Annotated in this window: 12 protein-coding genes and 1 pseudogene; 9 read left to right on the forward strand and 4 right to left on the reverse strand. The window is 49.6% G+C overall.

Annotated elements, in window-relative coordinates; genetic code table 11:
• Nucleotides 1-13: 13 nt before the first annotated feature.
• The 7 genes from gatB to BJQ97_RS01960 all read left to right on the forward strand — a co-directional run bounded on the left by gatB (nt 14) and on the right by BJQ97_RS01960 (nt 7085).
• Entirely contained in the window at nt 14-1444 is a 1431-nt protein-coding gene (gene gatB, locus BJQ97_RS01930; protein ID WP_160155295.1) for an Asp-tRNA(Asn)/Glu-tRNA(Gln) amidotransferase subunit GatB, read from the forward strand.
• Between the two features lie 186 nt (nt 1445-1630).
• Entirely contained in the window at nt 1631-2935 is a 1305-nt protein-coding gene (locus BJQ97_RS01935) for a homocysteine synthase (RefSeq protein WP_160155296.1), read from the forward strand.
• A 672-nt stretch (nt 2936-3607) separates the two neighbouring features.
• The gene (locus BJQ97_RS01940) at nt 3608-3997 is read left to right on the forward strand and encodes a hypothetical protein (protein ID WP_066227320.1); all 390 of its coding nucleotides are present in this window, start codon (nt 3608-3610) and stop codon (nt 3995-3997) included.
• 118 nt (nt 3998-4115) lie between these two features.
• Nucleotides 4116-4997 (forward strand): NADH dehydrogenase FAD-containing subunit, encoded by an 882-nt coding sequence (locus BJQ97_RS01945; RefSeq protein ID WP_160155297.1) that lies wholly within the window; start codon nt 4116-4118, stop codon nt 4995-4997.
• Nucleotides 4981-5721: a hypothetical protein gene (locus BJQ97_RS01950; RefSeq protein ID WP_160155298.1), complete on the forward strand. Its 741-nt coding sequence runs from the start codon at nt 4981-4983 to the stop codon at nt 5719-5721. The genes BJQ97_RS01945 and BJQ97_RS01950 overlap by 17 nt, the downstream gene beginning before the upstream one ends.
• Nucleotides 5718-6419, forward strand: a complete 702-nt coding sequence (locus BJQ97_RS01955; RefSeq protein WP_160155299.1) for a hypothetical protein — start codon at nt 5718-5720, stop codon at nt 6417-6419. The genes BJQ97_RS01950 and BJQ97_RS01955 overlap by 4 nt, the downstream gene beginning before the upstream one ends.
• A 12-nt stretch (nt 6420-6431) precedes the next feature.
• Nucleotides 6432-7085, forward strand: coding sequence for an ABC transporter ATP-binding protein (locus BJQ97_RS01960; protein ID WP_160155300.1), 654 nt, complete (start codon nt 6432-6434; stop codon nt 7083-7085).
• Nucleotides 7086-7276: 191 nt separating this feature from the next.
• On the opposite strand, the pseudogene BJQ97_RS01965 reads toward BJQ97_RS01960, so the two are convergent.
• From BJQ97_RS01965 to BJQ97_RS01975, 3 genes and pseudogenes are all read right to left on the reverse strand, one after another.
• A pseudogene (locus BJQ97_RS01965) lies at nt 7277-7907 on the reverse strand (ABC transporter permease).
• Nucleotides 7908-8085: 178 nt separating this feature from the next.
• Nucleotides 8086-9213 carry a betaine/proline/choline family ABC transporter ATP-binding protein gene (locus BJQ97_RS01970; RefSeq protein ID WP_160155301.1) on the reverse strand — a complete coding sequence of 376 codons (1128 nt, stop codon included), beginning with the start codon at nt 9211-9213 and terminating at the stop codon, nt 8086-8088.
• 16 nt (nt 9214-9229) lie between these two features.
• Nucleotides 9230-10132 (reverse strand): glycine betaine ABC transporter substrate-binding protein, encoded by a 903-nt coding sequence (locus tag BJQ97_RS01975; RefSeq protein ID WP_160155302.1) that lies wholly within the window; start codon nt 10130-10132, stop codon nt 9230-9232.
• A gap of 37 nt (nt 10133-10169) precedes the next feature.
• Between BJQ97_RS01975 and BJQ97_RS01980 the strand changes: the two genes are divergently transcribed.
• Nucleotides 10170-10307, forward strand: coding sequence for a hypothetical protein (locus tag BJQ97_RS01980; RefSeq protein ID WP_160155303.1), 138 nt, complete (start codon nt 10170-10172; stop codon nt 10305-10307).
• Nucleotides 10308-10559: 252 nt separating this feature from the next.
• Here BJQ97_RS01980 and BJQ97_RS01985 read toward each other — a convergent pair whose 3' ends face one another.
• Nucleotides 10560-11501, reverse strand: a complete 942-nt coding sequence (locus BJQ97_RS01985; protein ID WP_160155304.1) for a coiled-coil domain-containing protein — start codon at nt 11499-11501, stop codon at nt 10560-10562.
• 145 nt (nt 11502-11646) lie between these two features.
• Between BJQ97_RS01985 and BJQ97_RS01990 the strand changes: the two genes are divergently transcribed.
• Entirely contained in the window at nt 11647-13137 is a 1491-nt protein-coding gene (locus BJQ97_RS01990) for a TIGR02677 family protein (protein ID WP_160155305.1), read from the forward strand.

A 13137-nucleotide genomic window follows, 5' to 3' on the forward strand; every position in this document is an offset into this window, starting at 1 on the left:
GGGGGGATAGGTGATGAACTTTGAAACGGTCATCGGACTTGAGGTGCACGTCGAGCTGAAAACGAAATCGAAAATTTTCTCAAGCAGCCCGAACGCGTTCGGCGCGCCCCCGAACACGCAAACGAACGTCATCGACTTAGGGTATCCGGGCGTACTGCCGGTCTTGAACCGCCAGGCGGTCGAATTTGCGATGAAAGCGGCGATGGCGTTAAACTGCGAAATCGCGACCGAAACGAAATTTGACCGCAAAAACTACTTTTATCCGGATAACCCGAAAGCGTACCAAATTTCGCAATACGATCAGCCGCTCGGCAAAAACGGCTGGATTGAAATTGAAGTGAACGGGAAAAAGAAAAAAATCGGCATCACCCGGATTCACTTAGAAGAGGACGCTGGCAAATTGACGCATACGGGCGACGGCTATTCGCTTGTCGATTTTAACCGCCAAGGGACACCGCTCATTGAGATCGTCTCGGAACCCGACATCCGTTCGCCGGAAGAGGCGTACGCCTACTTGGAAAAATTAAAAGCGATCATCCAATACACGGGCGTCTCCGACTGCAAAATGGAAGAAGGGTCGCTCCGCTGCGACGCCAACATTTCACTTCGCCCGATTGGTTCGGACAAGTTCGGCACGAAAACGGAATTGAAAAACTTAAACTCGTTCAACTTCGTCCGCATGGGGCTTGAGTACGAAGCGAAGCGGCAAGAGAAAATTTTGCTCTCCGGCGGCGTCATCCGCCAAGAAACGCGGCGCTTTGACGAAGCGACAAAAACGACGGTGCTGATGCGCGTCAAAGAAGGCTCGGAAGACTACCGCTACTTTCCAGAGCCGGACTTGGTGATGCTTTACATTGACGACGAATGGAAAGAGCGCGTCCGCGCCTCGATTCCAGAGCTGCCCGACGCCCGCCGGAAGCGGTATGTCAAAGAGCTCGGCTTGCCGGAATACGATGCCAAAGTGTTGACATTGACAAAAGAAATGGCGGACTTCTTCGAAGCGACCGTTGCGAACGGCGCCGATCCGAAACTGGCGTCGAACTGGCTGATGGTTGAGGTGTCTGGGTACTTAAACGCCGAGCAAAAAGAGCTCCATGACATCGCCTTGACGCCGGAAAGCTTGGCTGGGATGATCAAACTGATCCAAAACGGTACAATTTCGTCGAAAATCGCTAAAAAAGTGTTTAAAGAACTCGTCGAACACGGCGGCGACCCGGAGAAAATCGTCAAAGAAAAAGGGCTCGTGCAAATTTCCGACGAAGGAGCGTTGCGCAAAATCGTGCTCGAAGTGCTGGACGCCAACCCACAGTCGGTCGAAGACTATAAAAACGGCAAAGACCGCGCGCTCGGCTTCCTCGTCGGGCAAGTGATGAAAGCGACAAAAGGACAAGCGAACCCACCGCTTGTCAATAAGCTGCTCGTGGAAGAAATCAAGAAGCGCTAAATGACAAGAAAAGCCCGCCAATCAGCGGGCTTCTCCTATAAGGAGATTTTTTAGATTTTTTGAAAAATACAATTGACAGCCCTCAGCGGAAATGGTAGATTTTTATATAAAACCAACTGAATTAGTTGGATATAGACACCAGGATGAGCGGGAGAGGAAGAAACAAAAAAGAGGGGGATAAAAACGATGAGTGAAGAACGCGCTTTCCGCCCGGAGACGCTCGCCGTTCACGCCGGGCAAAAACCGGATGCGGAGACGGGCTCACGGGCGGTGCCGATTTACCAAACGAGTTCATATGTGTTCCGCGACAGTGAGCATGCAGCCAATTTATTTGGCTTGAAAGAGGAAGGATACATTTACACCCGCATTATGAACCCGACGAACGATGTGCTCGAAAAGCGGATCGCCGCACTCGAAGGCGGGATCGGGGCGCTCGCGCTGTCATCGGGGCAGGCGGCAGTGTTTTATTCGATCATCAACATCGCCTCGGCGGGCGATGAAATCGTCTCGTCTTCGTCCATTTACGGCGGCACGTACAACTTGTTCGCCCATACGATGCGCAAGTTCGGCATTACGGTGAAGTTTGTCGATTCGTCCGATCCGGAAAACTTTGAGCGGGCGATCACCGACAAAACGAAAGCGCTGTTTGCCGAAACGATCGGCAACCCGAAAAACGATGTGTTGGACATTGAAGCGGTGGCCGACATCGCCCATCGCCACGCCATCCCGCTGATTGTCGACAACACGGTAGCGAGCCCATACTTATTGCGGCCGATCGAGTTTGGCGCCGATATCGTCGTCCACTCGGCGACGAAGTTTATCGGCGGGCACGGCAATTCGATCGGCGGCGTTATTGTTGACAGCGGCAAGTTTGACTGGAAAGGAAGCGGCAAGTTCCCGGAGTTCACCGAACCGGACCCGAGCTATCACGGTTTGGTATATGTAGATGCCGTCGGTGAAGCGGCGTACATTACGAAAGCGCGCATCCAGCTGTTGCGCGATTTAGGAGCGGCGCTGTCGCCCTTTAATGCGTTTTTGCTTTTGCAAGGGCTGGAGACGCTCCATTTGCGGATGCAGCGCCATAGCGAAAACGCGCTTGCCGTCGCCAAGTTTTTAGAAGAGGAAGAGGCGGTCGAATCGGTCAGCTATCCAGGCCTTCCAAGCCATCCGTCGCATGAACTGGCGAAAAAGTATTTGCCGAATGGGCAAGGGGCGATCGTCACGTTTGAAATCAAAGGCGGCGTTGAAGCCGGCAAAAAACTGATCGACTCGGTCAAGCTGTTCTCTCATTTGGCCAACATCGGCGATTCGAAATCGCTCATCATCCACCCGGCCAGCACGACGCACGAGCAGCTGAGCCCGGAAGAACAGCTGTCCGCCGGCGTCACCCCAGGCCTTGTGCGCCTGTCCGTCGGCACGGAAGCGATCGACGACATTTTGGACGACTTGCGCCAAGCCATTCGCCAAAGCCAGACGGTGGGGGTGAAGTAGCGGACATCAGGAGATGCTTATTCAACGCCATATTACACGATGGTCAATATGCTCGATTCTTTAAGGCATTTCCTTTGGTGGAAATGCCTTATTAACATTGACTATATAAGTTGCAATAAGGAATTTCCGATTTTTCGTTTCTGCTTTCATCTCAATACGAGCTGATATGGTATAACGTGGAAGGCAGTCAGCTGGATGTAAAACAAAATTGCAACTTATAGATACAACGAAGAAGTTTAACATATCCTTGACGGAAAAGCGGTTTGTCCATTTTCGGCTGTCGAAGGCAAGCGACAGGCTTGCCTCCGTCACGCCAAGGCGTGACGGAAGACTGAACAATCATGCGCTTTACAGACCTAGGGATCTGGAAGCGCGTTCTTCGGTCGCTCGACAGTCGAGCAAACGTTCCGTAAAAGCGACAAATGTTAAAGCTTCAAGGTATCTGTGAATAATCGTTTATAATACCGCCATAAAACCATATTCCAAGCCCCCTCACGCTTCATCATTGTTCTGTTCAGTTCTATAAGCATGGATAAAATCTCCAGTTTTAAATTTTTGATATATAGACATTTGGTGTTAATTTTATTAAATTATTATTTTTTAGCGTTATAAATATCTCATAGGACCGGTCCTGCGTTTTCAAAAATTGATTAGGGGAGAGGGGATCGAATCATGAAGCAAAGACTTAAAAAAGTTGCTGCTTTGCTTGCTTTTATTTCGTTCATTGTGGTAGGGGGAGTCAGCGCCGCATCTTATGTTACGTATGCTGGGGTTCTCCCTCGCTTTCAAGGCGATACAGAATTAGCAAGCGCCAATAAAGCGACGAACAGTAAAAGCAAAGTGGAAAATTCGGTTGTTGGCGCCGAATATAAAGCCAATATGTGGATTCAGCAAGGTTCGACAAAAGTGTCGCCAACAGCAAAGGATGTGACCGACAATGACACGCGTTATTTCACGGTCGATCAAAGCGCTGTTGGTAAAAAAGTTTCATTAGTGGCGGAAAATGCATCCTTCACTTACGTTACGGTTGACATCGCAGGCAAATTTTATCCCGACAATTGATTGAGTTATAGATATGTTCGGTCAACTTGGATAAGAAAGCGGTTTGCTTCATCGGGTTCGTCTTCTTCCATTATCACGAAGAAGACGGACCTTAACAGAAGAATTAGGGGATGATATGATGTATGCGGAATTGCTCAAACTTTTGAAAAATAGAAACCTTTATATTAGCGCGGCTTGCCTGTTGTTGCTCGTCATTGGCGCGGTTGTGTTGGGGGTGAAAGATTATCGTGAAAACGTGCAGTTGCTTCAACGAATTTATCATCACGACCCAAATGTTTTCGCCTTGACTTCCCCCCACCTTGAATGGGTTGGTCTAGGAGGCTACCGCTTTAATGTACTTTCATCTCTATATTACTTTCTTTTTCCACTATTGTTGTCGATTCCATTGGTAGATTCGATTTATCGTGAACGAAAGAGCGGAAATGTTCATTATCAATTGACACGGATGGGAAGAAACGTTTATTACAGAAGGAAATTTCTGTTTGCTTACATTAGTGCTTTCCTCCTGTTCCTCCTTCCTCTCGTGCTGGGAGTTGTGCTGGTGAATCTTTTGACGAACCATTGGGATTATTCGAGCTTTTCACAGGCCTACCGGCAATTGGTCAATGGCACGTTGCCGTTGCCAGACAATTCATTTGAAGGGGAAAAGAAACGCCTGTTTTCTCCTTTATTGGAAATCTCCCCTTATTGGTATGTTCTTGCGTATTATGTCATGGGCGGGTTGTTTGCCGGCGGCTACGTTTGTCTTGGTTTGGGATTTTCGTTTTTATTGAAAAATCGATATTTGATTACTTTGATGCCGCAAATCATTTATATGGTTTGTTGGGCGGCGCTGACTATCACCAGCCAACTTGGCTGGGATCCGTTTAATTTCTTAATTCCTTCACAGCCAGTGGAAGGATTGTCCTATTGGAAAATCGTCATCGTGTTTGTCCTCCAATTGTTGATTGCGGTAGGGGTATTTTCATATGGAGTGAAGAAAAGTGAAGATGTTCTCTAGACAGAACGTTTTTTTTGTCTGGCAAGATTTGGTGTTACAGCGAGCCGTTCTCAAGATTATTTTGGGTGTTATGGCTTTGTTGATGGTGGCGGGCATCTTTCCGTTAGGAATGGTGATGGTTGGGAAGTGGCACAGTCTTAAAGATTTTATCTTGCTCTATCGATATGAATTTTTTCATCTGCCTGCGTTTTTGCTTCTTTTAGGCTCCGCCCTTCAAACTAATGCGTGGGTAGTCCTAAGAAGATATCGCACGCGAAGGCAAATCGGGCTGCATAAAGCGTTGTTGGTCATCGTTCTGGCAGGGGGCGTGTCTCTCTGGGTTGCCGCAGTAGGAGGATTATGTACAACGTTTGCGAAATACATCATCTATCCCAATATACAAAACGTCCATGCGGCTTTTTTGTACGTGCCGCATAGCGGAGATAAAAGCTCGTTTCCCTACTTTCTAGTTATGTATTTTTTTATTACAGTTATATACGGATTGTTGTTTATAGCGTTCATTGATTTTGGATGGAATCGCTTTTTCGCCTTCGTTGCCGTCATCATACTGGCTATATTGGATATGTTCACTGTGCACATCCTCCCTTATTTGTTTTACATAAGCGAACGGACGGCTCCCGTTTGGACAATTTTGCTTCTCATTATGATGATGGTGGTGTTGGTCTATATCATTTGTCTTTCGTCAAGCCAAAAAAACTACTATGTTCAGGATGATCTTTTATGAAACCGATGGATTTGGAGTTTACCCTGATCAAAATCGATGCTAAAAGAATTTTCATCACCTGCCTCCTGTTTCCGCTGTTGGGCATTATGATGTCCAGTCGGTCAGAGGCGTTTTCTTCCCAGCGCCTATCGGAGTTGTTCGCCCGCTTATTTGGAGCGGTGACGTTTTCCAATTGGATGTATTGGTTGATGATTTGTTTCGGCTATATCGTGTTGCTCCAAATCGTTTGGAAAAAACGGGATAAATATTTTGAGCATAAACTGTTCCTTGTGTTGAGGGATGCGACGTCATATACAATGGCTAGGCTGCTGGCAGGGGCCATGTTTACATTGGGATATGTCTTGTCGGTGTTTTTGATTGCTGGCGGCTTCGGCCTTTTTGTGGCGCATATGTCGTTTTCGTTTGACCGTTCGCTGGTGCTCATGTTCATTGGCATCGCCGTGAATTTATATTGGCATGCCGGTTTGTGGATGTTGTTGAACGTGTATGCCAACCATCATGTAGCGAATGCCGTCATTCTCGCTTTGTTTTTTGTGGGTGTCAAGATGCCGATGCCTTTTGTTCCTTTGTACTACAGCATGGTGGATCTTGTGCGGAGCAGTTCGATATGGTGGTCTGCCTTGATCGTGGAACTCTTGTCAATCATTGCGTTCGGGTATTGGACGATTAAGAGAGTGAAGAACGCGGATTATATTTAGGAGGTTTTCGACATGAAGGCAGTCGTTTTGTCCAATGTTTCCAAAACGATAAAAACAAGGGAAGTTTTGCGCAATATGAACTTAGAGTTGGAGAGAGGAAAGATTTATGGATTCGTCGGGCCGAACGGATCTGGGAAAACGATGTTATTTCGAGTCATAAGCGGACTCGTCAAACCGTCCAGCGGCACAGTGACGGTATTTGGCCAGACGTTGCATCAAGACGTATCGTTTCCAAGCGATATTGCTGTTTTGTTGGAAAAACCGGGTTTCCTTGAGCAATACTCAGGATTCGATAATTTACATTTTTTAGCCATGATTCAAAACAAAATCGGCAAGCGTGAGGTGGAAGAAGCAATCGCACGGGTGGGTCTAGATCCGCGTGATAAAAGGCCGGTGAAAGCGTATTCTCTTGGGATGAGACAAAGGCTGGCCATCGCGCAGTGCATTATGGAGAAACCGCAACTGATGCTGCTCGATGAACCGATGAATGGGTTGGATGAAAAATCCGTAGACCAAGTGTATGAGATTATCAGGGAAGAAAACGAAAGAGGCTGCACCATTTTGTTGACGTCTCACCACAAAGTAGATGTCGAGTCGCTGTGTCATCATGTGTATTCCATGAACGAAGGGGTCATCACAGGTATGACAACGCTGCGTTTAAAATAATCCGATCTCAGAGCAGAAGGATGAAAGGATGTGGACAACTAAATGGTGATTTCCAAAGAGAAAAGAAGGTGTCCTGATTTGCTGGGGGACACCTTCTTCAAGCCGCTTTTCATCATAGGACATTTTACGTAAGTGTCGCCGTGTTTGTTGGCTGTCAGGCGGGTATGAGGAGGTCAACACCCGATGGCTCGTTACAGCCCTTTCGGCGTCACTTTCTTTTCGACTTTGCGCAGCAGCCAGTCAAACAAAATCGCTAATATCGCAGCGGGGATGGCGCCGGCTAAAATCAAGTTTTTGTCGGCGATGCGCAAGCCGCGGTCGATCAAGTCGCCAAGCCCACCGGCGCCGATGAGTGTCGCCAACGCGGCGACGCCGATTGTCAGCACCGTCGCCGTGCGCACGCCAGCCATAATGACGGGAAGCGAGAGAGGGAGTTCAACCATCCATAAAATTTGCCGCGATGTCATCCCCATCCCCCGTCCAGCGTCCACAAGCGCCGGGATCGACGCCGAGAATGCCGGTGTACGTATTGCGCAAAATCGGCAGCAGGGCATACAGCGTCAAGGCGATGATCGCCGGCAGTTTGCCGATGCCGAAAATCGGAAGCATAAACCCAAGCAAGGCCAAGCTCGGAATCGTTTGAATGAGGGCGGCGGCGCCGATGATCGGCTCGGCGAGTTTGCGATACCGCGTCAGCACGACGCCAAGCGGCACGGCGACGGCAATCGCGATGCCCATGGCAATGGCCGATAGCAGCACATGCTCTTGAAAGGCGATCCAAATGTCTTCTTTTCGTTCGATAAACGTTTGTAATAACTCCATTTTATCCCTCCTTGGCGGAAAAAGCGGCAGTGGATGGCTGCCGCTTCATCATCGATTAGATGGAAAATATGAGATCGTCACCGAGTCGTGAGCGGCCGTTTTGTGTTTGAGAGGATGGTCCGGGTTGGGACGGCGCCATGTTTTGCGCTCCCATTCGCCCGCATTGTATTCATCACCGTTACGCGTGCTGCTGGAACGTCCACTCAGCGAGCGCCCGCATCATGCTCGAGCGTGTAATCCCGCCGACAAGTCGGTCGCCGTCCAACACCGGGATAATGCGCACATCCGGGTTTTGAAACAAGGCGGCGACGTTCGTGACGTCCGCTTCTTTCGCCAATGTTGTCACATCGTAATCGGCGATGTCGGCGACTAACAAATGCTCTTCATTATAGCGCTGTTCGATTTGTTTCAGCGTGACGATGCCGAGAAAGGCTTGCTTTTTATCGACAACGACCAAACTATCTACTTTTCTCGCTTTCATCAATCGGAACGCTTCGGCCAAGCCGCGCCGCGGGGAGATGGTCGCGACATCCGCCGACATTAAATCTTCCGCCGTCGGCACGGCCGTCTGCTTTGTAAGCAATCGGTTTTCCCCAATAAACTCGCGCACAAACGAGTTCGCTGGCCGTCGAAGCATTTGGTCGGGTGTGGCGAACTGGATGATTTCCCCGTCTTTCATGAGCGCGATCCGATCAGCGATTTTAATCGCCTCATCCATATCGTGGGTGACAAAGACGATCGTTTTGTGGATTTCTTCTTGCAGCCGGACGATGTCATCTTGCAGCTGCTCGCGGCTGATCGGATCCAAGGCGCTGAACGGCTCATCCATTAAAATGATGTCCGGCTCGGCGGCCAAGGCGCGGACGACGCCGACGCGCTGCTGCTGACCGCCGCTGAGCTCCGATGGATAGCGGTGCTTGAACGTCGAAGGGTCTAACCCGACGAGCTCGAGCAGTTCGTCAACCCGTTTTTCATAGGCGTGTTTTTCCCATTTTTTCAGCTTCGGCACGAGGGCGATGTTTTCCGCGATCGTCATGTGCGGAAACAAGCCGATTTGCTGGATGACATAGCCGATGTTGCGCCGCAGTTCGACCGGGTCAAGCTCGGAAATGTCTTGCCCGTCGATATACACTTTGCCCGATGTCGGCTCGATCAACCGGTTGATCATCCGCATTGTCGTCGTTTTTCCGCACCCGCTCGGCCCAATCAAGGCAACAAGCTCCCCCTTGCGGATGTCAAGATTGATATTTTTTAAGGCGACAAACCCGTCTTCATACTGTTTCGTCACGTTTTCAAAGCGAATCATGGGCATTCCTCGCTTTCTAGTCAATCAGTCCTTCCTTCTTCAAGAAGTCAATCGCCACCTCGCGCGGCTGCTTTCCTTCCAAGTTGACTTCGCCGTTTAATTTCATCATTTTTTCATCGCTCAAAATATTGGCCAGCTTGTTCAGTGTTTCTTCAAGACCTGGGTTGGCATCGAGCACTTCTTGGCGGATGATCGGCACGGCGTGGTACGGCGGGAAGTAATGTTTATCATCTTTTAATACAATAAGATCATATTTTTTAATGCGGGCATCGGTCGTGTAGGCGGTGATGACGTCAATCTCGCCGTTTTTCGCCGCTTCGTATTGCAAGTCCGGGTCGATATTGACTGTTTTTTTGAAGTGAAATCCGTACGTATCGACAAGCCCGTCATAGCCGTCGCTTCGCTCAAAAAACTCGGCGTCCGACCCGAACGTGAGGGAGGACGAATGCTTGACCAAGTCGGAGGACGTTTTCACTCCGAGCTTTTCGGCGAGGTCTCTTCTCATCGCCAACGCATACGTGTTGTTAAATCCGAGTGGTTTGAGCCAAGCGATGTTGTATTTTTCCTTATATAGTTTCTTCGTTTCGTTGTACATTTGTTCGGGCGTCTTTGCGGGATCGTACGGCTGTTTTAAAATGTTCAAATACCCAGTCCCCGTGTATTCGACATACATGTCGACATCCCCGTTTTTGATGGCTTGCTGGAGCATAAACGCGCCGCCTAAACTGTCTTTCACCTCAACATCCAAATCCGTGTTGGCTTTCACATACTCCGCCAGCAAATGCGTCAAAATGACTTGCTCGGTAAACTTCTTTCCGGCAATCACGATTTTCCCTTTCGCATCACTTTCTCCGCTGCAGGCTGCCAATCCGAAAACAAGCCCGACAGCGAGCAAAGACATGAACCATTTTCGCAACACCATTTTCCTCCTTTTTCCGTTAGTGTTATAAGGGGGGATGAAAAAAGAAAAGGCGGCAAAAGGACGCGAAGGGGATGAAAAAGCGTCGCAAACAAAGGATACCGTAATTTGGGTACATCTGGAAAATTTGGTATCGGTCGATATCATTGCCTGTCGCTTTCTCTCACGGCGATGAACGCTCTCTCCTTTCCGATGCTGAAAAATGCTCCGGAATGCTTTCGAATCCTCCCGAATACTCCGAATTCGAGATGTTCGAACAGGTGTTTTTTCTTTCTCCATGAGCGCCATTAACGACGAGAGGCGTGGTTGTGTCATTCAACGTTTATGATAAGGCCAGTGGTTCCGTGGGCTTCGCATAAAAAACGGCAGCCTGCGGCTGCCTAGTGAAAAGGGAATAGGTGTTGAACATTTCTCTGTGGGGGACGCGTTACGCATGAACAAGGCGATGAAGGGCGCTTTCCGTTTTGAAGACGCGGGCGTTTAAAACATGCAATCCCGCTTCATGTTCGGCGAGGGCAGGCAGCGCTTTTTCTTCCAAGATGGATGTGATATGGGTAAGGTCGCCTTTCATATGGTGAAGATCGTGGGCCATCGCCTCGTATTTTGCGGCCAACACTTCTTGTCCGTGGCGGAGCGCTTCCGCAATCACCTTCGTTTCGTTCGTGCGCTCATAAAGCAGGTCGATTCGTTGTTCAAGGGTGTTTGTCTGCTCGTTCAACTGAGCGACTTGACGTTCAACAGAGTCCATGCGCTCATTCAATTGGGTGACTTGATGTTCGACAGTGCCCATGCGCTCATTCAACTGGGTGACTTGATGTTCGACAGTGCCCATGCGCTCATTCAATTGGGCGGCTTGATGTTCCACGGTGCCCATGCGCTCATTCAACTGGGTGACTTGATGTTCGACAGTGCCCATGCGCTCATTCAACTGGGTGACTTGATGTTCGACAGTGCCCATGCGCTCATTCAATTGGGCGGCTTGATGTTCCACGGTGCCCATACGCTCGTTCAATTGGACGACTTGGTGTTCAACAGAGCCCATGCGCTCATTCAGCTGGGCGACTTGGTGCTCAAGGTTGCTTGTCCGCTCGTTCAGCTGAGTGACTTGGTGCTCAAGGGTGCTCGTTCGCTCATTGAGCTGGGCCATTTGCGCTTCGAGAGCGCCCGTTCGTTCATTAAGGTTGGCCACTTGCACTTCAAGGGCGCCCGTTCGTTCATTAAGGTTGGCCATTTGCACTTCAAGAGCGCCCGTTCGTTCATTGAGATTGGCCACTTGCCCCTCCAAGGCGCCAACTCGCTGCTCGAGCGACTCGACCGCCGCGCGCGTCGCTTTCACTTCATGCAAAATTTCTCTTAGCAACGCCTCCATTCGTTTCACCTCCTTTTCGCCTCTATTTTACAAAAAACGCGCACCGATGGCGAGAAAAAATAGGAAAATGGTTTTGGCTAGAACAAGAGCGGGATGAATCGTTACAATAGACATAGGAAAAAAACAGAAGCGAAGGTGGACGGAGATGGATGCCTCATGGTTGAAGCCCATTGTCGAAACAAAATATTTATCGACCGAAAACGCGCACCGATACCGGGCGATTTTGCGCTATTTCTACATTCAGCACGAGCGGATGCGCCAATATTTGTTCCCAGAAGAAGTGTACGCCTTTTTAAAGCAACACGAGGAATTTGCCGATTACACCGAGGAGGAGCTGCAACAAGACCTCGACCAGCTTGTCAAATGGAACAACTTGATCGCCCGCCAAGAGACCTCTCATGTGCGGATGATAGAAGAGTTTAAGAAAAAGCGGTTTCGCTATCAGTGCAGCCCGTATACGGTTGAAATCGAACGGATGATCCGCACGCTCGAGCAGCTTGGGGATTCGTTTGGGGGGTCGCTGGAGAAAACGCGGTTTGACCGCTTGTATGCCTCCCTTTCCCGCATCGAAACGATCATCGCTTCTGATTTTCAAGAAAAATCGGACGAAATGCATCAAGTATGGGAAGAGACGTTCGATTATTTCAAGAAAATCATTCAAAACTCAGCCGACTATATCGCCTATTTGCATAGCGAAAACTTGGAAGAGCGAATGACTTCAGAGTCGTTTCTCGTCTATAAGGAGCAGTTTACCGCCTATTTGCGCGATTTTATCGTCGCCTTGCAAAAAACGTCGATGCAAATTGAACAATTGCTCGAAGACCTGCCGGAAGACGGGGTCGGCCGATTCATCGAGCATGTTGTCGACTATGAGCGCTCCATCCCGCGTTTTGCCGATGCATTGCCGTCGCGTGCCGAACTCATCGAGGAGAAGCGGGAGACGTGGCGAAGTCTGCGCGAGTGGTTTTTAGGCCGTGACGGACGCGAGAGCGAGCTTTCGTTTTTGCAATATCAGACGAACGAGGCGATTCGCCGCCTGACGCGTGTCGTGCAGCGGCTTGGCGAGCGGCATCATCATTTTCGCAGCCGCAAGGGCGACTACTTGCATTTGGCGCGCTGGTTCTCGCGGCTTTCTTGGATCGAAGAGGCGCATTGCCTGTCGGCGGTTGTGTTCGGCTGTTTCCATACGAAACATCTTGTCGCCGATACGGGGGCGACCGACAATATATACCGCGACGTATGGGACGAGCCGCCAGCCGAATGGGTGACAAAACCGCGCGTCCGCCATTATGGGGAAAAGAAAAAGCCGCAGGCGATTGAAGAGAAAGAACGGGAAAAAGAAGAAGCGCGCCTTCGCTATTTGGAAGAAAAAGCACGCGAGGAAGCGGAGCTGAAGCAGCTTGTGACCGATGGAAAAATCGTGCTCGCCGAGCTTCCAGTGGTGACCCCATATGTGCGGAAAACGTTGCTTAGCTGGATCGCCAAGGCGATGGGGCGCGAGGGGCAAACGGTGAAGACGGAAAACGGTTGGAAAGTGAACGTCATTCCACGTGAAGGCACGATCTGCCTTCGTGCGGAAGACGGGGAACTCGTGATGCCCAACTATGAAATTCGCTTGCTTTCGGGAGGGGAATGA

Source organism: Geobacillus sp. TFV-3 (genome assembly GCF_009901865.1).
Taxonomy (GTDB): Bacteria; Bacillota; Bacilli; order Bacillales; family Anoxybacillaceae; genus Geobacillus; species Geobacillus thermoleovorans_A.